The sequence below is a fragment of the Arthrobacter oryzae genome (genome assembly GCF_030812315.1).
GTDB lineage: Bacteria > Actinomycetota > Actinomycetes > Actinomycetales > Micrococcaceae > Arthrobacter > Arthrobacter oryzae_B.
Window position 1 is genome coordinate 164,061 of the sequence record NZ_JAUSSM010000003.1, and the last position, 25,812, is coordinate 189,872.

Annotated in this window: 29 protein-coding genes and 1 pseudogene; 10 read left to right on the forward strand and 20 right to left on the reverse strand. The window is 65.7% G+C overall.

Features of this window, described 5'->3' with window-relative positions; translation table 11 throughout:
* Positions 1-41: 41 nt before the first annotated feature.
* A complete protein-coding gene (locus tag J2S97_RS07535; protein WP_307048072.1) occupies positions 42-854 on the reverse strand; it encodes an SDR family NAD(P)-dependent oxidoreductase in 813 nt (270 codons plus the stop codon).
* Between the two features lie 236 nt (positions 855-1,090).
* Between J2S97_RS07535 and J2S97_RS07540 the strand changes: the two genes are divergently transcribed.
* Together J2S97_RS07540 and J2S97_RS07545 are read left to right on the forward strand one after the other, a co-directional pair.
* A complete protein-coding gene (locus J2S97_RS07540) occupies positions 1,091-1,483 on the forward strand; it encodes a hypothetical protein (RefSeq protein WP_307048073.1) in 393 nt (130 codons plus the stop codon).
* A 44-nt stretch (positions 1,484-1,527) separates the two neighbouring features.
* Positions 1,528-1,854, forward strand: coding sequence for a hypothetical protein (locus J2S97_RS07545; protein WP_307048074.1), 327 nt, complete (start codon positions 1,528-1,530; stop codon positions 1,852-1,854).
* A 256-nt stretch (positions 1,855-2,110) separates the two neighbouring features.
* Here the strand turns inward: J2S97_RS07545 and J2S97_RS07550 are convergent, their stop codons facing one another.
* Positions 2,111-2,725 carry a TetR/AcrR family transcriptional regulator gene (locus J2S97_RS07550; RefSeq protein WP_307048075.1) on the reverse strand — a complete coding sequence of 205 codons (615 nt, stop codon included), beginning with the start codon at positions 2,723-2,725 and terminating at the stop codon, positions 2,111-2,113.
* A 154-nt stretch (positions 2,726-2,879) separates the two neighbouring features.
* Between J2S97_RS07550 and J2S97_RS07555 the strand changes: the two genes are divergently transcribed.
* Positions 2,880-3,296, forward strand: a complete 417-nt coding sequence (locus tag J2S97_RS07555; RefSeq protein WP_307048076.1) for a cupin domain-containing protein — start codon at positions 2,880-2,882, stop codon at positions 3,294-3,296.
* Positions 3,297-3,318: 22 nt separating this feature from the next.
* Here J2S97_RS07555 and J2S97_RS07560 read toward each other — a convergent pair whose 3' ends face one another.
* The 11 genes from J2S97_RS07560 to J2S97_RS07610 form a co-directional block, all read right to left on the reverse strand.
* The gene (locus tag J2S97_RS07560) at positions 3,319-3,870 is read right to left on the reverse strand and encodes a hypothetical protein (protein ID WP_307048077.1); all 552 of its coding nucleotides are present in this window, start codon (positions 3,868-3,870) and stop codon (positions 3,319-3,321) included.
* A 119-nt stretch (positions 3,871-3,989) separates the two neighbouring features.
* Complete coding sequence (locus J2S97_RS07565; protein ID WP_307048078.1) at positions 3,990-4,751, reverse strand: VOC family protein; 762 nt, start codon at positions 4,749-4,751, stop codon at positions 3,990-3,992.
* A gap of 17 nt (positions 4,752-4,768) precedes the next feature.
* Positions 4,769-5,176 carry a DUF1801 domain-containing protein gene (locus tag J2S97_RS07570; protein ID WP_307048079.1) on the reverse strand — a complete coding sequence of 136 codons (408 nt, stop codon included), beginning with the start codon at positions 5,174-5,176 and terminating at the stop codon, positions 4,769-4,771.
* A gap of 189 nt (positions 5,177-5,365) precedes the next feature.
* The gene (locus J2S97_RS07575; protein ID WP_307048080.1) at positions 5,366-7,600 is read right to left on the reverse strand and encodes an ABC transporter permease; all 2,235 of its coding nucleotides are present in this window, start codon (positions 7,598-7,600) and stop codon (positions 5,366-5,368) included.
* Positions 7,597-8,313: an ABC transporter ATP-binding protein gene (locus J2S97_RS07580; RefSeq protein WP_307048081.1), complete on the reverse strand. Its 717-nt coding sequence runs from the start codon at positions 8,311-8,313 to the stop codon at positions 7,597-7,599. The genes J2S97_RS07575 and J2S97_RS07580 overlap by 4 nt, the downstream gene beginning before the upstream one ends.
* Complete coding sequence (locus tag J2S97_RS07585; protein WP_307048082.1) at positions 8,310-8,837, reverse strand: PadR family transcriptional regulator; 528 nt, start codon at positions 8,835-8,837, stop codon at positions 8,310-8,312. Before J2S97_RS07585 ends, J2S97_RS07580 begins: the two co-directional genes overlap by 4 nt.
* Before the next feature lie 125 nt (positions 8,838-8,962).
* The gene (locus J2S97_RS07590; protein ID WP_307048083.1) at positions 8,963-9,898 is read right to left on the reverse strand and encodes a hypothetical protein; all 936 of its coding nucleotides are present in this window, start codon (positions 9,896-9,898) and stop codon (positions 8,963-8,965) included.
* Between the two features lie 56 nt (positions 9,899-9,954).
* The gene (locus tag J2S97_RS07595; protein ID WP_307048084.1) at positions 9,955-10,674 is read right to left on the reverse strand and encodes a TetR/AcrR family transcriptional regulator; all 720 of its coding nucleotides are present in this window, start codon (positions 10,672-10,674) and stop codon (positions 9,955-9,957) included.
* Positions 10,671-11,255, reverse strand: a complete 585-nt coding sequence (locus tag J2S97_RS07600) for an HAD family hydrolase (RefSeq protein WP_307048085.1) — start codon at positions 11,253-11,255, stop codon at positions 10,671-10,673. Before J2S97_RS07600 ends, J2S97_RS07595 begins: the two co-directional genes overlap by 4 nt.
* A 217-nt stretch (positions 11,256-11,472) precedes the next feature.
* Positions 11,473-12,780, reverse strand: a complete 1,308-nt coding sequence (locus J2S97_RS07605) for a glutamyl-tRNA reductase (protein WP_307048086.1) — start codon at positions 12,778-12,780, stop codon at positions 11,473-11,475.
* Between the two features lie 98 nt (positions 12,781-12,878).
* Positions 12,879-13,280 carry a cytochrome c oxidase subunit 4 gene (locus J2S97_RS07610; protein ID WP_307048087.1) on the reverse strand — a complete coding sequence of 134 codons (402 nt, stop codon included), beginning with the start codon at positions 13,278-13,280 and terminating at the stop codon, positions 12,879-12,881.
* 211 nt (positions 13,281-13,491) lie between these two features.
* Between J2S97_RS07610 and J2S97_RS07615 the strand changes: the two are divergent.
* Positions 13,492-13,605: pseudogene (locus tag J2S97_RS07615) on the forward strand (GNAT family N-acetyltransferase); the annotation flags it as partial.
* A 59-nt stretch (positions 13,606-13,664) separates the two neighbouring features.
* Entirely contained in the window at positions 13,665-14,231 is a 567-nt protein-coding gene (locus J2S97_RS07620; protein WP_307048088.1) for a dihydrofolate reductase family protein, read from the forward strand.
* A 32-nt stretch (positions 14,232-14,263) separates the two neighbouring features.
* Here J2S97_RS07620 and J2S97_RS07625 read toward each other — a convergent pair whose 3' ends face one another.
* The 3 genes from J2S97_RS07625 to J2S97_RS07635 all read right to left on the reverse strand — a co-directional run bounded on the left by J2S97_RS07625 (position 14,264) and on the right by J2S97_RS07635 (position 16,539).
* A complete protein-coding gene (locus J2S97_RS07625) occupies positions 14,264-15,151 on the reverse strand; it encodes a hypothetical protein (protein WP_307048089.1) in 888 nt (295 codons plus the stop codon).
* Positions 15,152-15,159: 8 nt separating this feature from the next.
* Positions 15,160-15,318, reverse strand: coding sequence for a hypothetical protein (locus J2S97_RS07630; RefSeq protein WP_307048090.1), 159 nt, complete (start codon positions 15,316-15,318; stop codon positions 15,160-15,162).
* A gap of 87 nt (positions 15,319-15,405) precedes the next feature.
* Positions 15,406-16,539, reverse strand: coding sequence for an acyl-CoA dehydrogenase family protein (locus J2S97_RS07635; RefSeq protein ID WP_307048572.1), 1,134 nt, complete (start codon positions 16,537-16,539; stop codon positions 15,406-15,408).
* 224 nt (positions 16,540-16,763) lie between these two features.
* Between J2S97_RS07635 and J2S97_RS07640 the strand changes: the two genes are divergently transcribed.
* The 4 genes from J2S97_RS07640 to J2S97_RS07655 all read left to right on the forward strand — a co-directional run bounded on the left by J2S97_RS07640 (position 16,764) and on the right by J2S97_RS07655 (position 20,343).
* The gene (locus J2S97_RS07640; protein WP_307048091.1) at positions 16,764-18,506 is read left to right on the forward strand and encodes an AMP-binding protein; all 1,743 of its coding nucleotides are present in this window, start codon (positions 16,764-16,766) and stop codon (positions 18,504-18,506) included.
* A gap of 30 nt (positions 18,507-18,536) precedes the next feature.
* Positions 18,537-19,043 (forward strand): MarR family winged helix-turn-helix transcriptional regulator, encoded by a 507-nt coding sequence (locus tag J2S97_RS07645; RefSeq protein ID WP_307048092.1) that lies wholly within the window; start codon positions 18,537-18,539, stop codon positions 19,041-19,043.
* 82 nt (positions 19,044-19,125) lie between these two features.
* Entirely contained in the window at positions 19,126-19,554 is a 429-nt protein-coding gene (locus J2S97_RS07650) for a DUF1761 domain-containing protein (RefSeq protein ID WP_307048093.1), read from the forward strand.
* Positions 19,555-19,710: 156 nt separating this feature from the next.
* The gene (locus J2S97_RS07655; RefSeq protein WP_307048094.1) at positions 19,711-20,343 is read left to right on the forward strand and encodes an SAM-dependent methyltransferase; all 633 of its coding nucleotides are present in this window, start codon (positions 19,711-19,713) and stop codon (positions 20,341-20,343) included.
* A gap of 11 nt (positions 20,344-20,354) precedes the next feature.
* Here J2S97_RS07655 and J2S97_RS07660 read toward each other — a convergent pair whose 3' ends face one another.
* Genes J2S97_RS07660 through J2S97_RS07675 form a run of 4 tightly spaced genes read right to left on the reverse strand, consistent with a single transcriptional unit; the run spans position 20,355 to position 24,727 of the window.
* Positions 20,355-21,134, reverse strand: coding sequence for an enoyl-CoA hydratase (locus tag J2S97_RS07660; RefSeq protein ID WP_307048095.1), 780 nt, complete (start codon positions 21,132-21,134; stop codon positions 20,355-20,357).
* Positions 21,135-21,175: 41 nt separating this feature from the next.
* Positions 21,176-22,117 (reverse strand): 3-hydroxyisobutyrate dehydrogenase, encoded by a 942-nt coding sequence (gene mmsB, locus J2S97_RS07665; RefSeq protein ID WP_307048574.1) that lies wholly within the window; start codon positions 22,115-22,117, stop codon positions 21,176-21,178.
* A gap of 10 nt (positions 22,118-22,127) precedes the next feature.
* Entirely contained in the window at positions 22,128-23,228 is a 1,101-nt protein-coding gene (locus J2S97_RS07670) for an enoyl-CoA hydratase/isomerase family protein (protein ID WP_307048096.1), read from the reverse strand.
* Positions 23,228-24,727, reverse strand: a complete 1,500-nt coding sequence (locus J2S97_RS07675) for a CoA-acylating methylmalonate-semialdehyde dehydrogenase (RefSeq protein WP_307048097.1) — start codon at positions 24,725-24,727, stop codon at positions 23,228-23,230. The genes J2S97_RS07670 and J2S97_RS07675 overlap by 1 nt, the downstream gene beginning before the upstream one ends.
* Positions 24,728-25,001: 274 nt before the next feature.
* Here J2S97_RS07675 and J2S97_RS07680 point away from each other — a divergent pair, with 274 nt between their 5' ends.
* A complete protein-coding gene (locus tag J2S97_RS07680) occupies positions 25,002-25,808 on the forward strand; it encodes an exodeoxyribonuclease III (RefSeq protein ID WP_307048098.1) in 807 nt (268 codons plus the stop codon).
* Positions 25,809-25,812 lie beyond the last annotated feature (4 nt).

Here is a 25,812-nt window from a genome sequence, read left to right on the forward strand (position 1 = left end):
CCCCATAGGCGGGCCTTCGTTTACGCAGCGCCCGGTCTCAGCTAGATGTCCGCCAAGGTCAGCGCAGGCGGCGAACTTCCGTCGATGTCCAGTACGCCGAACTCCTTCGCAACAGCGGCGGCGACTAGCACTTGCCCGGTCCGCGCCATCAGGTTCGGATCGTTGAACAGGGCGTTGATCACGCGGCCGATGAACTCAGGGCTTTCGCTGGTCGAGAGATCAAATGCCCCACTTTTCGCCGCTGCCACGACAGACTCGGTTCGAACCAGGCCGGGGTACAGCGAGATCACCGGAATAGCGAACGGTCTCAGCTCGACGGCCATGTCAGATGTCATCTTGTCCGTCGCCGCTTTTGCGATGCCGTAGATCGTGTTGCCGAGGTGACGCTGCGCCGCCCAGAAGCTGATGTTGATGATGACGCCGCGGTGACGCGGGGTCATCATGCGCGCCGCGTGTGCCGAACACACAAATGCCGCGCGAACGCCGGCGTCCATCATTCCGGTCCAGCGATGCGGCGGCTGCTCCCAAAAGGGTGCAGCCCATGTGAACGCGCCGCCTTCAACCATCTTCTCGTAGCCGCCCCATGCGCAATTGACGAGGAGATCAAGGTCGCCGCACTCCGACCGAATCGCCTCAAACACTCCCGCCGTCTCTTCGTCCCTGAGATGGTCGCAGCGCAGGCGCCGTATCTCCTGCGGAAGGTCTGCCTGGTCGATCGAGCGGCCCGATCCGTACACGCGGAATCCCCCTGCGAGAAGGCCAAGTGCGATGCCCCGGCCGACGCCGCGGCTCGCGCCGGTCACGAGCGCCACGTTTCCCGTTTGCGCGTCATTGCCTGGACGATCGTTGGTCATGCTAAGCGGCCACCGCCTATTTCGGTTCTGCGACCTCATGATACGCCTGAGGGATCATTTCTTTTTCGACGTAAAGCTTTCCCGTCCACGCCGTCCATGCTGCGCGGAATGCTGAGTTCTTCAACGGAGAACAGCATTTCAGCCCCCCAATAATCGCGATTCCCCAGACTAGCCCCCGAGTCGTGCCTAAGGTGGAGCAGCCGTTACGTTGATACAACTACTCCACAGGGGGTCCTATGAGAAGCAGGTGGGATCCGAAGAGAGTTCGCCAGGCCATTGCCTTCTCGCTCACGATTGCCGTCGGACTGGCGCTTCTGCTGGTTCCCTTGTACAGCGGAGTAGCGGTGACTAACGAAGGGCCGGCACAGGTCACGACCTCGACCCTGCTCGAGACCGTGGGACCAACCGTCGTCTTTCCATTGCTCATCCCTGTGGTCCTAACCGGGCTACCCCTCCCGCTAAGGGGCCGTGCGAGACGATACGCGTCCATCGCGACCGCCGCCGCCCTCGCCATCTTCATCGCCATCGCGTCTGCAACCATAGGCTGGTTCTATGTTCCTGCCCTGGCTGCGGCGATTGCCGCCCTGGTGGCCCGCCCGGAAGGTGGTGGAAGACAAATCGGGTCCTGACGGGATCAACGTGGTGGGCACTATTCCCTGGTTGGATGGAAATCATGGGGAGCCGTGTGGTCGAGGAGTTGCGCGAGCATTACTCGTCAGTGGTGGGGTCAGAACCGGAGTATCACGAGGTGCGCACCCGCTCGGGCGAATCCGTGGGCGTCTTCGAGTGGCCCAAGGGCACCAGCCGGATGGGCGTACATCTCTATGCGTCAGCCGGCGCAAGCGAGCTCGGCCCCGGAGCCAGACAGCACGGCAACCGATCCGAAGAGCTCTTCGGATTTTGGGAAGAAACCGGTGTGAAATCCTGGGACCTGGACCGGCATCTGCCCGCGGGGATACAGGGACGCCCGCTCCTGCGTTGGCGCCCATGGTCTTTGTAACCGGGAGACCCCAGATTCGAACCAGCACCGTAACAAGGTCGGGTCACCCCTGTGCGTAAGGCCTCCGACGGGATACTCGCGGAGTAAAACAGGTAGCCGCCACTCAAGCCCGACCCGGCGCATGCGGCATACAGTTTTGGTGAGAGGTCGTTTCCTTAGGAACTACTCTCGGCGGTAGCGGCGCCAGTGCCCGGAACAATGGTGACACCGGGCATTGGCGCGCAGGCCGGAAGACCACGACTGAACCGCGGCAGGGTCAGCCCCTGACCGGAAGGCCGCGCGTCAGAGCTTGGGACAAGAGGGCCGCGGCGGTCCATCGCATTGAGGCAATGGCCTCTTCCCGGCTAAGACCGCCAACATCAGTGAGCCAAACCAGGGACTCGATTCCTACCGCACTTCGGATGGCCAGGACCAGTTGGTGAATGGCCTGATCGGACAACTTCCCTTGGAGCGGCGCAAGCGCCTCCGAGATCCAGGCAATCGCCCGGCCCTGCCGGAGGGGAAGGTCATGCCCTTCCCTGCTCGTCGGTTCAAGCGAAAGCCGCAGCATGGTCCGTTGCTGGGACTCAGTTTCGACAATCATCCTGGTGAACTCCACCACCACTGCGTCCAGCCGTTCCGCCGCGCCATCAGGCGGAGATGCCGGCAGCAGCGACGTCCGCGCGGTTTCCGGATGAGCCGCAGCCAGTAACTCCCGCTGCCCGGAGAAATAGCGGTACGCCGTGCTCCGCGATATTCCCGCGGCAAGCGCAGCCTCATCCACCGTCGGCGATATCCCGGATGCCACCAAGGAGCGTGCCGCCGCAACCAGGGCATCCAACGTGCGTCGCTTCTGGCCCGTCCGGCCAACGTCTGAATAGGGTCTTGACATATCTTTTATGGTACATGAGTCTTGTTATGGGACATTAGTCTCATAAGTCTTCCTTCCACGCATTGAGGCGAAAACCATGGAGACGAAAAGGGCAGCATCAGCAATCGTCCGGCAACCTGGGGAAGGGGCCAGGCGATGGTTCTTTGGTGGAGGGGTGCATACGTGGAAGGCGACGGAAGGAGACACCGCGGGAGCGTTCCTCCTCTTCGAAGACGAGATGTCCCTCAACAAGGTCACGCCCATGCACACGCATCCGGATTCCGATGAAACCATGTACGTCCTGGCCGGGGAGATCCTGATCAACATGGACGGCACCGAGCATCGGGTCGCTGCCGGCGGAGTGACCATCGCACCGCGCGGCGTCCCCCACGCGTTCAAAGTCCTCCAGGACAAGACACGTGTGCTGTGCCTGCACACCCCTGGCACGGCGCAGGCGTTCTACGACGGCGCCAGCGAACCGCTCGGCACCGGTCATGCGTCGGGAGCGGTGAACTTCGACCGCATCCGCCAATCAGGACGGGAACACGGCGGCATCGAGATCGTCGGCCCTCCCCCGTTTCCGGAAGCCTAAAGATGGAGCCCGAGCGCTTTGACTAGCTCCGCGAGCCAGAGCCAGGTTGGCGGGCTGCGAGGAATGTTCCAGCGGTTGCCAGCACAGGCACAATCAGGAATACCAGTGCTTCCAGGTGGGCGAGTCCGCCTGCGTTCATGTATGCCGTCATCCCGATCCACCAGCAAAGGACCGTCACCAAACCGGCGATGATGACAAGGAAGTCCCGCATTGCCGGGCGATTCAACACAAGCAGGCCGTTGACGCCGCGACTGCCGGATGGCTCCGGGGCAAAGCGCCTGCTGTGGCGGCCTGAGCCGGAACGGCGATGGCTCCCATGGCCGCGCGTACTCTCCGAACCCGCCAAACCGGACGCGTTCCGACGTCGCAGCGCGCGGTAGACTACAAAAGTCGCTATCAGGGGAACGCTGAGGAACAGGACAAATCCAGCTCCGCCGCTGGCCAGGCCTCCGGCGTTTACAAAGGCGGTCATTCCGATCCACCAGGACAGGCCCGTCGCGAAGGCCCCAGTGATGAGGAAGAGGTCCCGCACGCGGGAAACATCGAATGTATCGAGGGTTGTTTTCGTCGTCACGATGACTCCCTGAAGCCGACTACCCCATGGACTGTCTGCTAGCCATCACAGCATGGATCGGTACCTTTGGCGAGACCCAGATTCCAAGGCCGGATCGGAACGCCTTCATGTTTGGCGGATCAGCCGGCGGCTGCGCTGACCGCGATGAAACCACCCTGGGGGTCGCCGATCACCGCGCTGCGAAATCCCGGCGTGTCCATGGGTGCCATCAGGATAGTGCCGCCCAGAGCGACGGCGTGCCGGGCTATGGAGTCCGGGTCTTGGACAGCGAAGTTGACGCTCCAATGGGGCGGGACCGCGACGCCGTCCGTCGCCGTCACGACAGCCACGACTCGGCCTGAGCGGCGCCACAGTGAGAAGGCAGCGTTCGGGACCGGCTCGAGTTCCCAATTAAACATTGCGCCGTAGAACGCCCGTGCCCGTTCGACATCTGGCGTGTGCAGCGAGCTCATCGCCCACGTGTTCGGTTCGTCGTCCAGACCATCGCCGTCGCTCTCGCCAGCCTGCCACAGGCAAAACGGGACGCCGGTGGCGTCTGCCACCACAGCGAGGACGCCGTCCGGGCCGGCTCCAAACGGTCCAGCGAGGCGCGTTCCTCCCTCATGCTTGGCGCGAGCCAGAGCCTCTCCGACGTCGTCGACACGCACGTGCGTGTTCCACGTCGGCGGCGATGACGGCGGCGCCTGGCCGATTCCTGCAACCTGCCGTCCGCGGATGCGGGCCGTGTAGTAATCGCCCTCGAGGCCGGCCGGCATCGGGGTGGGATCATCGAAACTCCAGCCGAAAAGCGGACCGTAGAAGTCCATGGCGGCCCGGGGATCCGGCTGGAACGTGTCGACCTTGCCGGGAACGCCGACGGAGCGGGTGTCACGGATTGTCATTCAGGTGCCCTTCTGTCCTAGAGAACTTTCTTGCTGGCCGCCTTGATTTTCCGCCAGCCGCCGGCTCGGTTGTTGGCGATGATCGTCTTGAACATTTCGCCGAGTGCCTGCTCATTCACGGTCTGGCCTTCGCGGAAGGCAACGGTGCGGGCCGTTTTGTTGTCGTGTCCGGCAGTGATGATGTTCTGCGGATCCGGGACGATGCCGCCGTCGTACAGGAAGACGTTGACGTGATCCTTGGCCGCGAGCAGCGCGCAGATGTTGCCGTCGAGGACGAAGTAGGGCTGCACGGAGCGTTTGATCACTTCCGCGACCTCGGGATCGGCGGCGTGGACCAGGTCGCGGACCTGTTGGCAGATGGCCTGTTGCCAAACGGGGAGCAATTCAATGTAGTGGTCCACGCGGGCGTCCTTGCTGTAGTCCATGCCATCACATTCGCACATCAGCCGAACACAAGGGAACGGGTGTTCCGCTTCAGAGCAGTATCGCCGTGACGCCGCAGACGGCCGCGACCGCCCCGGTGATGAGTACGGGGAGATTCCAGGTTGAGGCGACGCCTGACGATCGGCCAGTGCGGCCCGAGGCGTTGCTACCGCAACCGCATGCTCGAGGCGTCATTCGAATCGCGTGGCCGTGATGGCGGTCCCGGCACGGATGAGACTGAAGGTTGATCCGACGGCGGCCAGCGCCAGGAACAGGCTTAGACCCAAGGCTGCGAAGTAGTCGGTCGCCGGCCAAGTCACCCGATAGGCGTCATTGATGCTGGTGACCATCATCCATGCCACGAGGAACCCGAGTGCTATGGATAGCACCAGCACAGTCAGGAGCGGGACGGCCGCCTCACGCGTGATGATGCGGCGCAGGACGGACACGGACATCCCCATCAGCCGCATCAGGCCAAGGACGCGTTTTCGGTCCAGCACCGCTGAAGCGGTGGCGACGGCCAGGGAAAGTCCGGCGATGGCAATGGCCACGAACATGCCGAGGTACGCGAGCACCGCCAGGCCATGAACCAGGCGCGTGGAGGACTGCAGTTTGATGTCCAGCGGGGAGGTGGCGGGGATGGCTGTGACGCCGGAACCGTTCAGTGCTGTCCGGGCGCGGTCCATGGCCTCGGGCGTCCCGTCGGTGCCGACGACAATAACGACCGGCACCAGCCCGTCGAGATTCCGCGCGGGAGCCTGGGTCAGTGGCAGTGGCTGCGTTGTCCAGTGGCGGAGGAATGACGAATCAACGGCGACGATCTCCGTTGCCGGGATGTCCTCGAATCCCAATCCAGGAGCATCAGCGGCACGAAAGAAGATCTCAGGGCCGGGATCCCTTTGGTTAAGGGCTGTTGGTCCGTAGCCGATGGTCGCGCTTCGGATTCCCTCCAGTTGACCGGCCCCACGCGCGGCCTCCGCCACCTGCTCCGGGCTGGATTCGGCGGCCACGGTCGCGTGGAGACTTGTGGGCTGGAGCAGACCGGGCCGGTCTGCCGGCGCGTCCGTTTCCTGGATGATGCTGGATGCGCCGGCGAAGACGGAGACCACGAACACTGCAATCACCAGGCCTGAAACGGAACGGAATGTCGCCACGGGTGTCCGCTGGATCCGGCTGGAGGCAATGACTGCCGCGGCGCTGTGGGCCTGGCGAAGTCCTATCCGGCTCACGAGCCGCGTCAGCCACGGGCCGATGACCACTATGCCTAAGAGGATCAGTGCGAATCCGCCGATGAGCAGCGGCGATTCAAGCCAAGGGACCCGTACTTCCAGGACATGGATGATGACAACTGCCGCGATCATCGCCGCCAGTCCCGCCAGCAGCGGCACCATCCGCCACGCGGTGGGTATTTTCTCTTGCATGGCCCGCGTAACACCCAAAGGACCAACGCCTTCCCGGGAAGTGCGGTAGGCGGCCACAAGGGCCGACGCCGTCACAACTAGTACGACGACGGCGGTGGCCGCCTCCCAGCCCGTGGCCAGATCCGCTTCGAACATCCTGGTGCCGTTGACCGTAATCTGGGCGGCGGCCGGCCTCAGCACGGCGGCGAGGAATACGCCGAACACGGCACCGATCAGGCTGGGCACCGCGGTTTCGACGGCGGCGATGCGCGAGACCGTCTGTGGGGATGCGCCAATCAGTCGCAGGGTGGCGAAGCGTTCCCTGCGCTGGGCTGCTCCCAGGCCGGTGACGATGCTGATCAGCAGAAGTACGGGGAAGAAGACCGCGATGGCACCGATAAGCAAAACGGTGGTGTACGCGGCCGCGCTGGCTCCGTAGGGGTTGGTGGTAAACCCGGACACCAGGAAAGCCCGCCCGCTCCGGCGGAGTTCCGTCTCCGTTGCTCCGGTGACGACGACCAGGGAGTCCGGTCCCGGCAGGGCAGCATCGCCGATCGTTCCGGCGAACTGCCCGAAGCGGTCGCCCAACTGGTCCCGTGGCGTGCTCTCAATCAGGCGCTGGAGGGCCGGTGACGCATAGTATTCGCCCGGCGCCGGCGGGCCGGGTACGCCCGGGATTTCAGCCGTTGTCGGGCTGAGCGCTGCGAAGTCGCGGCGGTTGATCAGCTGGTCACGGAAGACCTCCACCGGGTTTGCCCTCATGAGCACCGTGTCCGGAGTCAGCGGAACCGGGGTTGCCGGCCCCGAAGCGGCCGGATCCCCGGCCGCCGTCGGAATTGAGATCGCGGGGCTGCCGGTTTCGCGCAGCCAGGCACCGCGGTCGTCCCGGGCGTTGAGTCCGTTGGCGCCGCCCCACAACAGCAGCAGCAGGCAGACTCCGACGGCGACGCCGACGGTGATTCCGGTGAGCCTGCCGTAGGAGGACCGGCTGCCGACCACGGCCAGTTTCAGCAATCCCCGGTTCACGTGGACACCCGGTAGCCGGCGCCGGTCACGCCGTCGCGCACTATGACTTCCCTGTCCGCATAAGCGGCAGTGCGGGCGTCATGGGTGATCATCACTACCGTCGTGCCGAACTCCCGGACCAGCTCGAGCATGATCGTCAGTACGTTCTCGGATCCAAGGGAATCCAACGAGCCAGTGGGCTCGTCAGCGAACAACACGGCGGGGGACGTCACGAGCGCGCGGGCCACGGCGACGCGCTGCGCTTGGCCTCCGGACAGTTCACCCGGAAGCTTGGCCCCAAGCCCGTCCAGTCCCAGGCGGTCCAGCATGTCCGCCGACCGGCGCATTGCCTCGGAGCGCTTGGTTCCGCCCAGGAGCATGGGGATGCTGACGTTATCCACTGCCGAGAGCTCCGGCAGCAACTGGCCGAACTGGAAGACGAACCCGAAATCGGTCAGCCGCAGCCGGGTCCGCTTCGGCTCGCCCAGAGAGCTGATCTCTACCGGGGACTTCCCCGCGGAGGGACTGTAGGTCACGCTGCCGCCCGTCGGGACAAGAACCCCGGCCAGGCAGTGCAGCAGGGTTGACTTGCCCGATCCGGACGGGCCCATGACAGCCAGCACTTCGCCGGCGTGGACATCGAGGTCGATGCCTCGCAGCGCCTCCGTTTGGCCGAACGAGTGGCGAACCCCGCGGGCGCTGAGGATGGGTGACCGGGGATCAATCGTGCTCATGCGCTCTGGAGCTCCTTCTTGAGTTGGGTCAGGCGGGCCATGGTGAGGTCGATCCAGCGCAGGTCTGCCTCGATGTGGAACAAGCCGTGGTCGCACATAAGCACTTGCAGCAGGTCGGCGTCCTTCTTCAGGCGCGTCAGCTCACGCATCCTGGCCATATGCTCCGAACGCTGCACGTCCAGCAGCCGGTCGGCGTCGTCGTCGATCAGCAGGGCGACGACGGTCTTGGCGAACAGCTCGCTCTGCAGCGCCTCGGACGGAACATCCGGCGTGAACAGCCACTGCCGGACCCGGGCTTTGCCCGACGGGGTGACTTCGTATTTCTTGCGGTCAGGACCGCCGCCTGTCTCCTCGCCCAGTGCCCGGATCAGTTCGTCCCGGACCATTCTGGCAAGGGTGGAATACACCTGACCGAAGGCCAAAGCCTTCTGCGTGCCGAAGTAGCGGTCATAGGAATGCTTGAGGTCGTAGCCGTAGCTAGGCTCCTTGCTCAGCAGCCCCAGAAGGGTAAGTGTGTTGTTCACACCTCATCTATACACTCAGTACATAGTTGCGTCCAGTACCGCCACGCGTTCCGTGACGGCGGATGCCCCCGGTCAGGCCGGCGACATCCCGTCGTCCCCAGCCGGGGCACCTGGGTGACGGACGGCTAGGCCCGCCCGTACCAGTCGAGCACCCGCAGCGCCCGCAGCGTGTTCCACCGGCTCGGGCGTCCGTCACCGTCCTCCATGGCGAAATGGGTCCGGCCGGGATGGGAGTTCTCCAGAAGCCAGGTGCCATCAGGTTGCCGTTTAGAACGCAGCACCTCCACGGCCTCGGCGACGCGTTCGTCCGGGCGGCTACCTGCGGCGCGGAAGTACTCAAGGCCGCGCAGCACGTCGTAGAACCACCGTGTCGGGTACGAGAACTCCAGCCAGTCGCTGTCGATCAGCTCGCCTGTGCTCCTGCGCCGAAACAGTCCGCGCTCGAGCAGGTACTCCTCGGCGCGCTGCCGCGCCTGGACTGAAGCGGGCGAGCCGCCGGTCGCGTGCTCGTGCTCCAGGAGGCCTTCGAGGACGTTGATCGTGGTCCCGAACGACGAACGCACGGAGCCTCGTTCCACTTCGCAGTTCCACCCGCCGTCGGCGAGTTGCTCACCCAGCAGCCGCACCACCACGCCGTCGACATCCTCGCCGAAGTAGGCGCCGAGCATTACGGCCATTCCGTTGATGCACGGCTCCACCTCCCCTTCGAAGAAGCGCTGGTCACCCTCTTCCCAGCGGCTGTTTTCGCGGACGAGGGCGACGGCGTTGCGGGCCTCGTCGCTGCGGGGGTCGAGCCCGAAGTCGCGCAGCAGTAGCAGGCTGTAGGTGGTTGCAGTCCAGGGCTGGCCGTCCTCGGAGTCGTCGAACGGTGACGGGTAGTAAGTGCCGCCATCCCATTGACCGTTTTCGTCCTGCAGCGCGAGCAGCCTGGCGCCCCAGCCCTCTGTGGCGACGCGTGCCCGTTCCGCCCGCACTTCCGACGCCGGCGCGCCCGTGAGGCCGCGAAGGACCTGCCAGCGGATCGCGGGGTCAGAGTCGAGCAGCCAGTCGAGCACCTCCATCCCCAAAAGCTAACACGCCCGTGTTGGGGTTCGACAGGGACTCCGGCGTCCGGGAGCTACCGTTCCAGCCTCGCCCGCGCCGACGTCCAGCCCTGCTCGTGGAAACGCCCGAACCCGTCGAGGAGGAGGTCCAGCGCGAACTCGAACTCAAACTGATCATCGCAGCCCTGCCCCACCACCGAGCCGTCGTCGTGCTTTGCCGCCGTCGCGACTTCCAGAATGTTCGGATACCGCGTTGCCATCTCCTGGTACATGGCCGCCTGGGTTTCCGGCGTCACCGGGGCGGGCGCCGGGTTGGCCGAGTCGTCGAACAACTCCTGGGTGAACCCCCACATGCGGCTGCCGAGTGCATGCATAACGTGGTGGGTGAGATCCACGGAAACGCCGCCGGCCAGGAACATCCCGATGAACGAGTCCATGTATCCCAGAACGGCCGGGGTCCTGTTGGTGCGGGATTCGAGCACCTGACGCGCCCATGGATGCCGCAGCAGCGACCTCCTCGCCGAGAGGATTCGCAGCCGGACCGCGTCCTTCCAGTCTGCACTGCTGACCGGCGGATCGATCTCGCCGACAATGACGTCGACCATGCCGTCGAGAAGTTCCTCTTTGTTGGCGACGTGCTTGTAGAGCGCCATGGGCACCACGCCCAGCTCCAGCGCCAGCCGTCTCATGCTGAGTGCTTCGATCCCCAACTCATCGGCTAACACGACGGCGGCACTCAGCACGCGATCCCGGTTCAGCGGAATCCGGCGCACAGCTTCCACTTGCTGGGTCATGTGGCCACCTTCCGTTCTGCCGCTTCCATCCAATCAGTGTACTCCGTACACCTATCCAGCTCCGTGAGGCTTCGAATGGTCCCGGGACCTGCGGGTCCTTCCCTGTCCAGGTGGACCGCCCTGAGCCCCGCGCTCCTGGCGCCCTCGACATCGACGCGGAAGTTGTCGCCAACGTACAAGGTGCGGGCCGGCGAGAGCTGCATCTCCCCGCAGGGCAGCAGGAAAGCCTCGGGCGAGGGCTTGGCGTGGCCCGTGAGTTCGGAGCTGAAGATCCGGTCCACAAGCGGCTCGATGCCGATCCCGGCGATTTTTCCGGTTTGCTGATGGTGGCTGCCGTTGGTGATGATGCCGATCGTCATTCCGTTTTCCCTGAGCCGCCGCAGGGCAGGTGCCGCGTCCGGAAACGCTGCCCAGGCGGCTTCGTAGCCCTTGACGTAGACCCTGAACAGTTCGTCCAGACCCGAGTCGGTTGTTGGCACTGGAAAGGCCGTGCGGGGCAGGAACTGACGGAGCCGCTCACGGCGGTGTTCCTGAAAGGAAAGTTCGCGGCTAAGGAACCGGTCGTAGGTGACTTGCTCCACGTCGAACCAGGTGCGGGTCAGCTCGTCGGTTTGTTCTGCCCGAGATGCCGAAGGAACGACGCCAGACCAGCGCGCGCCGAAGCCTCATGATCAAACAGCGTGTTGTCCAGGTCGAACAGGACGCACCAATTTCCGGCCGCATCCAGTCCCCACGCTTCGCCTAAACAAAGCTCACTATAGACGCATCGCAATAGTGGGCCATTGCTAGGAGTCAGTTCTAAGGTGCCCTGATGCCGAAGAGTGCGTCCAAGGCTGCCAGGTAGTCGTCCTGCCGGCCCTCTGCGGCAAGTTCCCTGGCGCGGACGGTTGGCGTATGGAGCAACTGACGGACGATCCGTCTCAGGGCGATATTTACCTCCTCGGCGGCCGCAGCCCGTTCCCGCTGGTTCCTGACCCGGTCCATTTCGGCGTCAAGAACCTGATGGAGGTGCTGGCGAAGGGCGACGATGCCGAGGTCAGCGCTGCGGAGGCGCTGTTGCTCCTCAAAGCGGCGGGCCGCCTGCCTGACCAGCATCCGGGCCTGGTGCAGGGCGTCTGCGTCCGCCCCGGGAGCATTGACGTACACGGATTCCAGTGTGATCAGTTCGATGCCTTCCAAGTCCGCAACGTGGGGCTCGAAGTCGTGGCCGGGCGCGAGGTCGACGACGGCCAGCGGACGTCGGGTCTCCTGCCGCCATCGCATAAGCCCCGATACACCGATTCGCGTTCCGCTGCCGCTGCATCCGACCAGGATGTCCGCCTGCCGGACGGCCGCGGGCAGCTCCATTGGCGTGAGCGCCGTTCCTCCCCTGACGGCGACGAATGCCTCGGCGCGGCCGGACCGGGAGAACACCGAGATATGTGAGCATTGTTTGTCCTTGAGCAGCCGGGTGATGCAACCCGCATAGGACCCGGTGCCAAGAACGACCACCGCGGCGTCAGAGATGGCCGGCCTTCCGTGTCCCGTCGTGGCCACCTCCAGGGCCACGGAGGCGATGGACCGGCCGGCGGCGCTGAGCGAAGTCCGTGCCCCGACTTCCTTCGCCGTTCTGGCGGCGGCTTGGAAGAGGCGGGTCAGTTGCCCGCTGGCCGTTCCGGCCTTCTGTGCTTCGGATAGTGCCCGGCGGACCTGGCCGGTGATTTCCCGCTCACCCACCACCGCTGACTCAAGACCGCACGCGACGGCCATGAGGTGCTCCGCCGCAGACTGCCCGGACTTGTACTCGAACCGGGAGGAGAGACTGGAACGGGGCACGCCGGAGCTACGAGTGAGGGAATCCAGGATGCCGGGGCGCGCGGCGCCGGGATCTGTCCCTGGCATCACATCGCAGAAGATTTCGAATCGATGGCACGTGGACAACACCACAGCACCGGCAATTGCCGCGCTGGCGGCCAGGATGTTCCTGGACAACTGGGAGGACGCGGCGTGGAGGCGGGCAACGGAATCCATGTCCAGGTCACGGCATTTGGCCATGAGCACCAGCAGGCCGGCGCACCCGTCAGCGTTGCGCCGGCCTGGCGCCGCAGCGTGAGGCAGTCCAGACAAATGGCATCCCTCCCAAAAGTGTCCTGGCCGGTTCCGCATCCGACCGGAGCCTTCAGATAGGGACAGATTCGTACCCTCACCTTGGGGAATTCTTGACCTCAGTGGGCGTGATCGCCGCGGCTGTACTCGAAGACCCAGCCAATGAGTGCAATCAGGGCGAACCCGGCGCTGAGGTAGATGAGCCAGAATCCGAGCGCCAGCCCCAGGAACCCTCCGGCGGCGGAAAGGCCAACTGCGATCGGCCACCAGCTCCAGGGGCTGAATTGGCCCTGCTCCCCGGCACCCTCGTGGATCTCCGCGTCTTGACGGTCCTCGGGACGCAGCCCTATCCGTCGGCCGGTGTACCCCAGGTAGCCCCCGATCAGCCCGGCCAGGCCACCGACCAGCCATAACGCAAGGAAGCCCACCGGCTCGGTCCAACCCGTTACCAGGCCGTAGACCACGCCGACGGGTACGAAGAATATAGCCAAGCCTCCGAAAATCCAGGATTCGATTCTCATGGCCCCTCCTTCAGCGGATGAATCACTTGGGGGGTCGCCCCCAGCAGTTGCCCCTGAGTCAACTCTGATCCTCAGCCGGCCGCGGCGTAAGGGACGAAGGACCCAGTGGCCCGCTGGCCGGCCAGCTACCGAGCTGAGGAGTTCTTCACGCCCGCCGGCCAGCGCGCCGCCATCGACTGCAAACTCGCCCTGCATGCGGCAGGCCAGGAAGTCCCGGAAACTACTGACGCGCGCCGGGTTCGCAGAGATCCGCCTTGCGCCGTCCTACCTGAAGATTGCCGGCTCCTGGCAGGATCATGTCCTGTTCCAACGAATCCTTGAGTGATTCACTGGAACTTACGACGGCGGCCCCGCCCCGATGCCGGCCCAGCCACGGAGGTAGCCATGCGAAAGATCATCCTGATGATGTCAGTGTCCCTTGACGGATTCTTTGAAGGTTTGGACCGCGACATCAGCTGGCACCTCGTGGACGAGGAGCTGCACCAACACTTCAACGATGAGTGCAGGGCGATGGGCGGGTTCATGGACGGACGGATCACTTACGAGCTGATGGCCGATTTCTGGCCCACGGCGGACCAGGATCCCGACAGCCCGGCGGCCATGGCCGAGTTCGCCGGGATCTGGCGTGACATGCCCAAGTTCGTCTTTTCCCGGACCCTCACGACGGCGGAATGGAACACCAAGGTGATGCGCGACGTCGTGCCTGAAGAAATCATGGAACTGAAGGCGCAGCCCGGCGGCGACCTCGCCGTGGGCGGCGCCAACCTGGCCGCCACGTTCATGCGGCACGGCCTGATCGACGAATACCGGCTCTACGTCCACCCCGTGGTGCTGGGCCAGGGACGGCCGCTGTTCGAGTCACCGGACATCAGGATGAACCTCAAGCTCGCCGGAACCCGGACCTTCGGCAACGGAGTGGTATTGCTCCACTACGAAAACGGCCAGGACTAGCAAGAGCAGAGCCGTTTCACTCGGGCGCGGCGCTAAGCACCGGGCTGGTTGAGCCCGTCAGCGTCCCAGGTGAGGCACGCCCCCTCACTGATCTGCAGGGCTTCAACACCCGGGGCGCGTACCAGTTCCGCGATCAGGGCTGAGCTTCCGGCCACCACTGTCGAATCAAAATCGATCTCCGTGACCAGCACCCAGGACCTGTCCTCAGGCCAGAGGAGGCTCGGCGATTGCGGCCAGCGCGGGTCGTGGTGCCATGGCGCGGTGAGGGTCCAAGCAGGATCCGCGAACACGCCAGGTCCGGCCGAAAACAGGAAATGGCCACGGCCGGGCAGTTCGAGTCTTGGACCGTCAACCACGCTCGCCGGCAGCAGCCCCGTTCCCGGGCTTTCGGCCCGGCTCCAGGCCTCGGCTCCGGCCTCGCCGTCCGGCCCACCGAAGGTCAACTGCGCATATCCCGCCGCACTGGTGAGGCCGCCCCACCCTTCCCAGACGGCAGCCATCCCGGCACCGGGAGTCGCTGTATGGCGGCACAGGAGGGCCGCAGCCGCTGCCAAGACGTCCACATCAAGGTTTCCCTGTTGCGGTTCGGAGTACCGCCACCCGTCAGCGTCGAGGATTTCGCCGTACGTTCCGGACGGCGGACCGACAAGGCGGTGGAACTGCGCCAAGGGGTGCATGGTTTTGCCGAACGTGGCGGCCACGGTTGACCACGCCACCGGTTCGGTGTCCATCTCGACGAGCAATGACCGGTCCTGCCTGTGCCACGACAACGTGCCGGCTGGCCTGTCCCGCGTTGCCGGATGGAACACCCGGGCATAGGCGGGATAGCCGTGCGGCACAACACAGTGCATGTCCCGCGCAGTGGGATCGAGGAGCGCGTGCAACCAGGCGCCCCGTTCAGCATCAGCTACGGGGTCCACCGGATCGCCTAGGAGCCGGCTGGGACGTCAGCCGCCCTGGCGAGGGCCTCGAGATGGGCAGCGGAGGCTTCGGTGGCCGTAGCGATCCGGTTCAGTGCGCCGACGACGCTGATGGTGCCGAAAAACATGACCAGAAGGATGAGTACAAACACCCACGTGATATCCATCCGGCCACCCTACTGAGCCAAGCTCAAGCCCGAAAAACCGGCCCGGGATTCCATCCGGCCCGGCCTCACTCAGTTCCAGGACTCCCGTCAGACGAACGCCGACTTTCCTGTCACGGCACGTGCCACGATCAGCGAGTTGATCTCGTAGCTGCCCTCGTACGTATAGAGAATTTCCGCGTCGCCAAAGAGCTTGCCCATCTCGTAGTCGCTGCTGATGCCGTTGCCGCCCATCAGCGACCTCCCCATGGCCACCGAGGCCCGCGCCAGCCGCGTGGTGGTGGACTTCGCCATCGCGGCCTGCACCATCTCCAACTTCCCGTCCTGCTGGATCCGGGCCAGCTGCGCCATGAGTGCCAGGGAGGCGCTGGCGTTGCCCAAAATTTCGGCCAGCTGCTGCTGGACCAGCTGGAACCTCGCCAGTTCCCTGCCGAACTGTTTCCGTTCCAGCGCATGGGCCCGGGCGACGTCGAACGCGGCCAGCTGGATTCCGGCACCTTGCCAGCCCACCCAGGCGCGCGAGTCGCGGAGGAGGTCGTTGGCTTTGGAAAAGTCCGTGGCGCCCGGCAGCATGTTCGTTTCGGGGATACGCACGTCGTCCAGCCGGATGTCCGCGTTTTGCATGATCCGGAGGCCGATTTTGTTGGAGATTTTCGTGGCCGAGTAGCCGGGCCGGTCCGTCTCCACGATGAAGCCCTTGATCTGCCGGTCGGCCTCGTCCCGGGCCCAGACCAGCGCGAAATCCGCAATGGTTCCGGCGCCGATCCATCGCTTGGTGCCGTTGATCACCCATTCGCCGCCCTCGAGCCGGGCCGAGGTTTCGAGGCCGCCGGCAATGTCCGATCCGTGGTCCGGCTCCGTGAGAGCGAAGGCCCCCAGCTGGGTGAAGGCTGTCAGCCCAGGAAGCCAGCGCTGCTTCTGCTCCTCCGAACCGAGCTCGTCGATCATCCCGACGATCAGCTCGTTGTGGATCCCCACCAGGGCGGAAAGGGAAACGTCCGCTCGGGCCACTTCCACGTACATCAGGCCCTTGAAAAGCGCCGACGTCCCGTCCGTCTGCAGCCCGCCCAGCCCGTATTTCCCCATTTCAGCCAAGAGGCCGAACGGAAACTCCTCGCGGTTCCAGTACTCGATGGACGCGGCGCGGATGCGGGACTGCAGGAAGTCCCGCACCTCCAGATAGCGCGAACGCTCCCCCGCGGGCAGCAGGTCCACGATGTACATAAGGTCCGCGTCCGGGAACGGCGGCAGCTCCGGCCGCCGGTCAGTCGGTCCCTCAGGTGCCCCGGGCTCCGCGGTTTCCGGCGATCCGCTGGCACGTCCCTGTGTCTGCACGGGCATGTATCCCTTCGTCGTCCGCCGTCCACACCGTCGTGGCGGCCCTTCCAAACCCTTGGATGTCCTAGTATATTGCACAGTGATGTGGATCACTAGGCGAAAGGGCCCCCATGACAGTCACCGACGACTTCCGGGCCGCGAGGGACAGGCTGCTGGCCCTGCGCGAGGAGTACGGCCAGGCACGGAGTGAATTCCAGTGGCCCCGCTTTGACGAGTTCAACTTCGCCCTCGACTGGTTCGACCGGATCGCCGCGGACCCCGGCAAGGCCGCAAAGCCCGCCCTGGTCATCGTGGAGCAGGACGGCAGCGCCACGCGGCGAACCTTCGCGGAGCTGTCCGAGCGCTCCAACCAGGTGGCCAACTGGCTCCGCAGCCAGGGGGTCCGCCGCGGCGACCGCATGATCATCATGCTGGGCAACCAGGTGGAGCTCTGGGAACTGATGCTGGCCGGCATTAAGCTGGGAATCGTCATGATTCCCACCACCACCCTGATGGGCCCGGCGGACCTGACGGACCGGGTGGAGCGCGGTGAGGCGGGCTGGGCCGCCGTCGGAAGCTCCAACATCGGCAAGTTTGCCGACGTTCCGGGGAACTACAGACTGATCGAGATCGCCGACGGCGGCCCTGCCGCAGTTCCCGCCGCCGAACCGGCGGCCGGCGCCGCCCAGTACACAGAGGCAGCCGGCGCCCCGGGCGGCTTTACCCCGGACGCCCCCACCAAGGCGGACGAAACCCTGCTTCTCTATTTCACGTCCGGGACCACGTCCAGGGCCAAACTCGTGGAGCACACGCACACCTCGTACCCCGTGGGCCACCTCTCCACCATGTTCTGGATCGGGCTGGAACCCGGGGACGTGCACCTCAACGTCGCCTCACCCGGTTGGGCCAAACACGCGTGGTCCAACGTGTTCACGCCCTGGATCGCCGAGGCCTGCGTCTTCATCTACAACTACAGCCGGTTCGACGCCAAGGCCCTCATGGAACAGATGGACCGGGAGAGAGTGACCAGTTTCTGCGCCCCGCCCACCGTGTGGCGCATGCTCATCCAGGCCGATCTCACCGTCCTCAAGAACCCGCCCACCAAGGTGGTGTCCGCCGGGGAACCGCTCAACGCCGAGGTGATCGACCAAGTGCAGCGCGCCTGGGGCCAGACCATCCGCGACGGCTTCGGCCAGACCGAATCCACCGTGCAGATCGCCAACACCCCCGGCCAGCCGATCAAGATCGGCGCCATGGGCAAGCCGCTCCCCGGCTACGACGTGGTGCTGGTTGACCCCGCGACAGGGGAAGAGGCCGACGACGGCGAGCTTTGCCTCCGCCTGGACCCCCGTCCCGTGGGGCTGATGAAGGCGTACTACGGCGACGCCGAGAAGACCGCGGACGCCTTCCGGGACGGCTATTACCACACGGGTGACATGGCCAGCAGGGACGAGCGCGGCATCATCACCTACGTCGGCCGCGGCGATGACGTGTTCAAATCCTCCGACTACCGCCTCTCGCCCTTCGAGCTGGAAAGCGTCCTGATCGAACACCCGGCGGTGGCTGAGGCCGCCGTCGTCCCCTCCCCCGATCCGCTCAAGCTGTCCGTGCCGAAGGCGTTTGTGGTCCTGGCCGCCGGGCACCAGCCCGGTCCCGAACTCGCGGAGGAAATCCTGCGGTACTGCCGCGAGCATCTGGCTCCGTTCAAACGCATCCGGCGGCTCGAATTTGCGGACCTTCCGAAGACCATCTCCGGCAAGATCCGGCGTGTGGAACTCCGGCACAGCGAAGAGCTCCGGCACGGCAGCGGACCTTTGCCGGAGGGCCTGGGCATCGAGTACTCGGAGGCGGATTTCCCGGGTTTGAAAAGCTAGGCTGGAGCAACCCAAATGTCAGGAGGTGCCATGGGAAACCCGCTCCCGCGCGATCCCATTGCCGACGCCCAGCGCAACTGGGAACGGCACGGCTGGGGTGACGTTGCCGCGCCGATGGCCGCCATCACGGCCATCATGCGCACGCAGCAGATCCTGCTGGCCCGGATCGAGGGCGTCCTCAAGCCCTTCGGCCTGACCTTCGCCCGCTACGAACTCCTGGCGCTGCTGAGTTTCGCCCGCAGCGGCGCACTGCCCATGAACAAGGCGAGTGCGCTCCTGCAGGTCCATCCCACGTCGGTGACCAACGCCGTCGACCGCCTCCAGGACGCCGGCCTGGTGGTCCGCTCCCCGCATCCTACGGACGGCCGCACCACCCTGATCGAACTCACCGCCGAGGGACGCACCCTGGCCAAAACTGCGACGGCGGCACTCAACTCCGAGGTGTTCGCCCAGTCCGGTTTCGCCAGCCAGGACGTGGACCAGCTGATCCGGATCCTGGGGAAATTCCGCCGGAACGCCGGCGACTTCGCCGACTGACCACCGTGTTGCCGCGAACAATGCAGCGGCCAGCCCTAGACTGCGGAGGACTGGACCTGAAGCTGGACCTGAGGAGAGCGCAATGATTCCGGAAATCAACATCTGGGCCGTACTGCTGGCCACCCTTTCCAGCATGGTGGTGGGCTCGGTCTGGTACACCCCGAAAGTTTTCGGCAACTACTGGATGAAGGTCGCCAAAGTATCCCCCAGCGGCGAGGCGAAGGACGCGGTCAAGCCCATCCTGATCACGCTGGTGGTCAGCTTCGTGAGCGCCCTGGTGCTGGCCGGATCGGCCGCCCTCTCCCAGCACTTCTACGGCGGCAACTTCCTGGCCAACACGCTCATCACCGCCGTCATCCTCTGGGCCGGGTTCACCGCCGCCCGCTTCATTACGCACGACGCCTTCGAGGGCCGCCCGGCGGGGCTAACCGTCCTGAATTGCGCGCACGAACTGGTCACCCTGGTGGTCATGGGCCTGATCATCGGGCTGTTCGGCATCAGCGCGGCTTAGCTGCGCCTATCAGCGTCGTCATCAACTCCAACCTGAGGGCGGAGGAACTTGAGGACGCTCTCTCGGCGTATCGTGGCATAGTCACGGCTTAGCGTGGGCCGTCCCTGACGGCACGCTGCCGGGACCTGAAGCACGGGCAGCGAGGAGAGACCACGGATGAAGTTTGACGAGTCGTTCTGGGATGAGCGCTACCGCCAGCACGGTTCGGTGTGGAGCCGCAACCCGAACCCGAACCTGCTGGCCGAGGCTGCCGGGCTCCGTCCGGGCTCGGCCCTGGACGTCGGCAGCGGCGAGGGCGCCGATGCCATCTGGCTGGCACGCCAAGGCTGGAGGGTGACGGCCGTGGACATCTCCTCGGTGGCGTTGGGGCGGGCAGCCGAAAGGGCGTCGCAGGATGCGGAGGCGGCCGGGCGGATCACCTGGGCCCACAATGACCTCACCGCATCGCCCCCGCCGGGGGGCACGTTCGACCTCGTATCCGCCCAGTTCATGCACCTGCCCCTGGCCCAGCGGACCGAGCTGTATCACCGGCTCGCGGCGTCGGTGGCCCCCGGCGGGACCCTCCTGATCGTGGGCCATCATCCCTCCGACCTTGAGGCCGGCATCCGCCGCCCCAGCGAGCCCGGTCTCCTCTTCACCCCGGAGGAAATTGCCGCCGGGCTGGATCCGGACGAGTGGGAAATCGACGTCTGCGAAGCGCGCCGGCGCTCGGTGCCGGACGCTGACGGCGGCTCCGTCACCGTCACGGATTCAGTGCTCCGCGCCCACCGCCGGGCGCCGCGGCCTTAGGGCCGGACTCCTTAGCGGTGCTTGAATTCCGGCTGCCGCTTCTCCGTGAACGCGGCCATGCCTTCCTTCTGGTCCTCGGTGGCGAACAGCGAGTGGAAGATCCGCCGTTCGAAAAGCACGCCCTGCGCCAGGCCTGTTTCAAACGCGGCGTTGACCGCTTCCTTGGCAACCATCGCCACCGGCTTCGACTTGGAGGCGATCACCTCGGCAGCTTTGAGGGCCTCTTCCACGACATCAGCGGCGGGCACCACCCTGGACACCAGTCCGGCGCGTTCGGCCTCCTCGGCATCCATGAACCGTCCGGTAAGGATCAGGTCCATGGCCTTGGACTTGCCCACGGCCCGGGTCAGACGCTGTGATCCGCCCATGCCCGGCAGGACGCCCAGGTTGATCTCCGGCTGCCCGAACTTGGCATTGTCCCCGGCGATGATGAAATCGCACATCATGGCCAGCTCGCAGCCGCCGCCCAGGGCGAAGCCGGAGACGGCCGCCACCACGGGGATGCGCAGCCTGGTGAAGTCCTCCCAGCCGCGGAACCAGTCCGCGGCGTACATGTCCATGTAGCCCTGGGCGGCCATCTCCTTGATGTCCGCGCCGGCGGCAAACGCCTTGCCGGACCCGGTGACCACCACGGCGCCCACTTCGGGGTCCGCGTCCATGGCCGTGACGGCAGCCACGAGTTCATCCATGGTGGCTTTGTTCAGCGCATTCAGCGCTTCGGGCCGGTTCAGCGTCACCAGCCCCACGCGTCCGCGCCGCTCCACCAGAATGTTCCCGTACTGTTCCGTCATGCCTGACTCCTCACGTGGTTCTGCTTCGAATGCTGCTGCCTCTAGTGCGACGACTTGTCCCGGATGTCCGTGATGATGCCGGAGAAGTCACGGCCCGCGCCGCCCTCCGCCGCAAACGTATCGTAGATCTCCGATGCCAGCGGCCCCATCCGGGCGGCCACTCCGGTGCTCTGCAGCGCATTGAGGGCCAGCTTGAGGTCCTTCGCCATCAGTGCCCCGGCAAAGCCCGGCTGGTAGTCCCGGTTGGCCGGACTGGTGGGCACGGGTCCCGGGACCGGGCAGTTGGTGGTGAGCGCCCAGCACTGACCCGACGCCGCGGACGCCACGTCGAACAGGGCCTGGTGCGTCAGCCCCAGCTTCTCGCCGAGCACAAACGCCTCGCTGACCGCGATCATCGAGACGCCCAGAATCAGGTTGTTGCAGACCTTGGCGGCCTGGCCAGCGCCGTGGGCGCCGCAGTGGACCACGCGCTTGCCCATCACTTCGAGCAGGGGCCGCACGGCTTCGAAGTCTTCGGGCAGGGCGCCCACCATGAATGTCAGGGTTCCGGCTTCGGCCCCCACCACGCCGCCGGAGACGGGAGCGTCCACTGCCCGGTGGCCGGCGGCCACGGCGAGCGCGGACGCCTCCCGTGCCTCGTCCACGTTGATGGTGGAGCAGTCCAGGAACATGGTGTCCGGCCCGGCAGCGTCCAGCAGCCCGGGCTGGCCGTCCTTTCCGCGGTAGGCGTCAAGGACGTGCTGGCCGCTGGGGAACATGGTGAGCACCACGTCGGCACCGGCAACAGCTTCGGCGGGCGTTGCCACGGTGGGAATCCCGTGCTCCCGGGCCGCGTCCAGCGCTGCGGGCACAACGTCGAAACCCGCCACCGTGTACCCGGCCTTGACGAGGTTGACGGCCATGGGACCGCCCATGTGCCCCAAGCCGAGGAACGCCACGTGCACTTTTCCTCCGGATTCTCCGGGTTCTGCTGTTTCAGGCATTGCGGGTGCTTCAGACATTGTCGGCCTCCTTTGACTGCAGATTGAGCTCCCGCTCCCCCAGCGGCTCGAAGAACATCCCGACGTCGGCGGCGGAGACCTCGTGCAGGCTGGCGGGCTTCCACTGCGGGTTGCGGTCCTTGTCCACCACCTGCGCACGGATGCCTTCGCGGAAGTCCGGTCCCGCCAGGAACCGCAGGCCCACGCGGTACTCCTGCTCCAGGGCCTGCTCCAGGGTCAGGCCCTTGGCGCGGCGGAGCGATTCCAACGCCACTTTCACGGCGGTGGGAGACTTCGATTCGATGGCGTCGGCGGCGTCCGCGGGCCCGCCGGAAGCGCCTCCGTCAAAGGCGCGAAGCCGGCGGAGGATCTCCTCGGCGTCGTCACCGGGGTAGCAGGCGTCGATCCAGTGCCGTTGCCCGGCCAGCGCCGAAGCCGGCGGCTTTCCGGTGAAGCGTCCGACGGCGGCTTCCGCCGTTTCGGTTTCCAGCGCGGCCGCCAGCGCGGGCAGGCTTTCGGACGCCACGAAGTGGTCCGCCAGGCCCAGGAAGAGGGCGTCCGCTCCGCTCAGGTGGGCGCCTGTGAGGGCCGCGTGGGTGCCCGCCTCCCCCGGCGAGCGGGACAGCAGCAGGGTGCCGCCGACGTCGGGCACAAATCCAATGGTGGTCTCCGGCATGCCCGTGCGGGTGCGTTCGGTGACCACACGCACGGAACCGTGCGCCGAGATCCCCACGCCGCCGCCCAGCACCAGGCCGTCCATGAAGGCGACATACGGCTTGGGGTACCCGGCGATCAGCGCGTTGAGCTGGTACTCGGTGCGCCAGAAGTCCGCCGTGGAATCACCGCCGGTCAGCATGTCCTCGTAGATGGCCACGATGTCGCCGCCGGCGCACAGCCCCCGCTCTCCGGAGCCGCGCACCAATACGGTGGCCACGCCGTCGTCGTCCGCCCAGTCGGCGAGCCGCTCCAGCATGGCGGCGGCCATGCCGGCGGTGAGGGCGTTCACGGCCTTGGGCCGGTTCAGCGTGATGACGCCGAGGTGGCCGCGCCGCTCAAACAGCACGTCGTCAGTGGGGCTTGCTGTGTTCGTACCTGCGGTAGGTTCTGCGCTCATCAGCTGCCTTCCGGCATCACGTAGCTGGCGCCTTGGCGGATGCCGGAGGGCCAGCGGCTGGTCACGGTCTTGGTCTTGGTGTAGAAGCGGAACGCATCGGCGCCATGCTGGTTGAGGTCCCCGAAGCCGGAGGCCTTCCAGCCGCCGAACGTGTAGTAGGCGATCGGCACCGGGATGGGCACGTTGATGCCCACCATACCCACCTGCACGCGGCTGGCGAAGTCACGGGCGGCGTCGCCGTCGCGCGTGAAGATGGCCACTCCGTTGCCGAACTCGTGCTCGCTGCAGAGCCGGAGGGCTTCGTCGTAGTCGGCGGCGCGCAGCACGCTGAGCACCGGGCCGAAGATCTCCTCTTTGTAGATCTTCATGTCCTTGGTGACGTTGTCGAAGAGCGTGGGGCCCACCCAGAACCCGCCGTCGTAGCCGTCAACAGTGAGGCCGCGGCCGTCCGCCACGAGGGTTGCGCCCTCATCGACGCCCGACTGGATGTAACCTTCGATCCGTTCCTTGGCTGACGCCGCCACCACCGGCCCGAAGTCCGAATCCTTGTCCAGGCTGTGTCCCACCCTGAGGTGCTTCACGCGTTCCTCCAACTTGGAAACCAGGGCATTGGCGGTGTCCTTGCCCACGGGGACCGCCACGGAAATGGCCATGCAGCGTTCACCGGCGGATCCGTAGCCCGCGCCCATCAGCGCGTCCACGGCCATGTCCAGGTCCGCATCCGGCATGATCACCATGTGGTTCTTGGCCCCGCCGAAGCACTGGGCGCGCTTACCGTGGCTGGCCGCCGTGGCGTAGATGTACTGGGCGATCGGCGTGGAGCCCACAAAGCCGATGGCCTTGACCCGCTCGTCCTCGAGCAGCGCATCCACTGCTTCCTTGTCCCCGTTGACCACGTTGAAGACGCCGTCCGGCACGCCGGCTTCGGTGAACAGCTCGGCCAGCCGCAGCGGCACGGACGGGTCCCGTTCCGAGGGCTTCAGGATGAACGCGTTGCCCGCGGCGAGGGCCGGGCCGGACTTCCAGAGCGGAATCATCGCGGGGAAGTTGAACGGGGTAATGCCGGCCACCACTCCCAGGGGCTGGCGCATGGAGTGGACGTCGATGCCGGACCCTGCGTCGTCGGAGAACTCACCCTTGAGCAGGTGCGGGGCGCCGGCGGAGAATTCCACCACCTCGATGCCGCGCTGGATGTCGCCTTTCGCGTCCGGCAGGGTTTTGCCGTGCTCGGACGACAGCAGGGCGGCGAGCTCGTCCAGGTGCTCGTTCACCAGGTCCACGAACTTCAGCAGGATCCGGCCGCGGCGCTGGGGGTTCATGGCACCCCACGCCTCCTGGGCCTTCTCCGCGCTGGCGATGACATTGCGGACCTCTTCGGCGCTGGCCAGCGGCAGCCTCGCCTGGACCTCGCCCGTGCACGGATCGTAGACGTCGCTGAAGCGCCCGGAGGTGCCTTCTACCCGCTGTCCGTCTACATAATGGGAAAGCTCGCGAACCATGGCGGAATGCTCCTTTGCATGTGACCTACATCATCCTTGCTGCTGAATATACTCGGACTTCCTACTAAATTCCAGAGCGCTGGCGAGGGTGCTGGAGGTGACCGGCGTCTGTTCCCAAGCGCCGCCGTCGTGACCTTCTTAACTGGCTTCTGTTCGCATACCCGCCGCGAAAACCGGCGTGTCTGCGCGCTTCCCTGGCGAAATAGGGTCATGACGGCGGCGAACCGCTGTGCTGGACAGATGCCAGGCGCCCAAGTTCGGTAAGTTAGGAACTGTGAAGATTGCTACCTGGAATGTGAACTCCCTCCGTGCCCGTGCCGACCGTGTGGAGGCCTGGCTGCAGCGCAGTGACTGTGACGTCCTGGCCATCCAGGAAACCAAGTGCAAGGACGACAACTTCCCGTGGGAGCTTTTTGAGCGCATGGGCTATGAGGTGGCGCACTTTGGCGTGAACCAGTGGAACGGCGTGGCCATCATCTCCCGCGTGGGCCTCGAGGATGTGGAGCGCTCTTTCCTGGACCAGCCGGTCTTCGGCAAGAACGGCAAGGACCCCGTCCAGGAGGCCCGTGCCATCGGCGCCACGTGCGGCGGCGTCCGGGTGTGGAGCCTCTACGTCCCCAACGGCCGGTCACTCGACGACGAGCACATGCCCTACAAGCTCAGCTGGCTGGACATGCTGAAGACCCACGCCCTGACCTGGGTCACCGAAAAACCCGACGCGCAGATTGCCCTGATGGGCGACTGGAACATCGCACCGCAGGACGACGACGTCTGGGACATCGATTTCTTCCGTGCCAACGCAATGACCCACGTCAGCGAACCCGAACGCGCCGCGTTCCACGCCTTCGAAGAGGCCGGATTCACTGACGTCGTCCGCCCGCACACCCCCGGCCCCGGCGTCTACACCTACTGGGACTACACGCAGCTCCGCTTCCCCAAGAAGGAAGGCATGCGGATCGACTTCGTCCTCGCCTCCCCCGCACTGGCCTCCCGGGTCACCGGGGCGTCCATCGACCGCGAGGAGCGCAAGGGCAAGGGCGCGTCGGACCACGCGCCGGTCATCGTGGAGCTGACCGACTGATGGG

Bases quoted from the DNA above. Each gene is read 5' to 3' on its own strand.
- J2S97_RS07535 (WP_307048072.1), bottom strand. From the start codon at position 854: ATGACCAACGATCGTCCAGGCAATGACGCGCAAACGGGAAACGTGGCG.
- J2S97_RS07540 (WP_307048073.1), top strand. From the start codon at position 1,091: ATGAGAAGCAGGTGGGATCCGAAGAGAGTTCGCCAGGCCATTGCCTTC.
- J2S97_RS07545 (WP_307048074.1), top strand. From the start codon at position 1,528: ATGGGGAGCCGTGTGGTCGAGGAGTTGCGCGAGCATTACTCGTCAGTG.
- J2S97_RS07550 (WP_307048075.1), bottom strand. From the start codon at position 2,725: ATGTCAAGACCCTATTCAGACGTTGGCCGGACGGGCCAGAAGCGACGC.
- J2S97_RS07565 (WP_307048078.1), bottom strand. From the start codon at position 4,751: ATGACAATCCGTGACACCCGCTCCGTCGGCGTTCCCGGCAAGGTCGAC.
- J2S97_RS07570 (WP_307048079.1), bottom strand. From the start codon at position 5,176: ATGGACTACAGCAAGGACGCCCGCGTGGACCACTACATTGAATTGCTC.
- J2S97_RS07580 (WP_307048081.1), bottom strand. From the start codon at position 8,313: ATGAGCACGATTGATCCCCGGTCACCCATCCTCAGCGCCCGCGGGGTT.
- J2S97_RS07590 (WP_307048083.1), bottom strand. From the start codon at position 9,898: ATGGAGGTGCTCGACTGGCTGCTCGACTCTGACCCCGCGATCCGCTGG.
- J2S97_RS07595 (WP_307048084.1), bottom strand. From the start codon at position 10,674: ATGACCCAGCAAGTGGAAGCTGTGCGCCGGATTCCGCTGAACCGGGAT.
- J2S97_RS07610 (WP_307048087.1), bottom strand. From the start codon at position 13,280: ATGAGAATCGAATCCTGGATTTTCGGAGGCTTGGCTATATTCTTCGTA.
- J2S97_RS07620 (WP_307048088.1), top strand. From the start codon at position 13,665: ATGCGAAAGATCATCCTGATGATGTCAGTGTCCCTTGACGGATTCTTT.
- J2S97_RS07630 (WP_307048090.1), bottom strand. From the start codon at position 15,318: ATGGATATCACGTGGGTGTTTGTACTCATCCTTCTGGTCATGTTTTTC.
- J2S97_RS07635 (WP_307048572.1), bottom strand. From the start codon at position 16,539: ATGTACATCGTGGACCTGCTGCCCGCGGGGGAGCGTTCGCGCTATCTG.
- J2S97_RS07640 (WP_307048091.1), top strand. From the start codon at position 16,764: ATGACAGTCACCGACGACTTCCGGGCCGCGAGGGACAGGCTGCTGGCC.
- J2S97_RS07645 (WP_307048092.1), top strand. From the start codon at position 18,537: ATGGGAAACCCGCTCCCGCGCGATCCCATTGCCGACGCCCAGCGCAAC.
- J2S97_RS07650 (WP_307048093.1), top strand. From the start codon at position 19,126: ATGATTCCGGAAATCAACATCTGGGCCGTACTGCTGGCCACCCTTTCC.
- J2S97_RS07655 (WP_307048094.1), top strand. From the start codon at position 19,711: ATGAAGTTTGACGAGTCGTTCTGGGATGAGCGCTACCGCCAGCACGGT.
- J2S97_RS07660 (WP_307048095.1), bottom strand. From the start codon at position 21,134: ATGACGGAACAGTACGGGAACATTCTGGTGGAGCGGCGCGGACGCGTG.
- mmsB (WP_307048574.1), bottom strand. From the start codon at position 22,117: ATGCCTGAAACAGCAGAACCCGGAGAATCCGGAGGAAAAGTGCACGTG.
- J2S97_RS07670 (WP_307048096.1), bottom strand. From the start codon at position 23,228: ATGAGCGCAGAACCTACCGCAGGTACGAACACAGCAAGCCCCACTGAC.
- J2S97_RS07675 (WP_307048097.1), bottom strand. From the start codon at position 24,727: ATGGTTCGCGAGCTTTCCCATTATGTAGACGGACAGCGGGTAGAAGGC.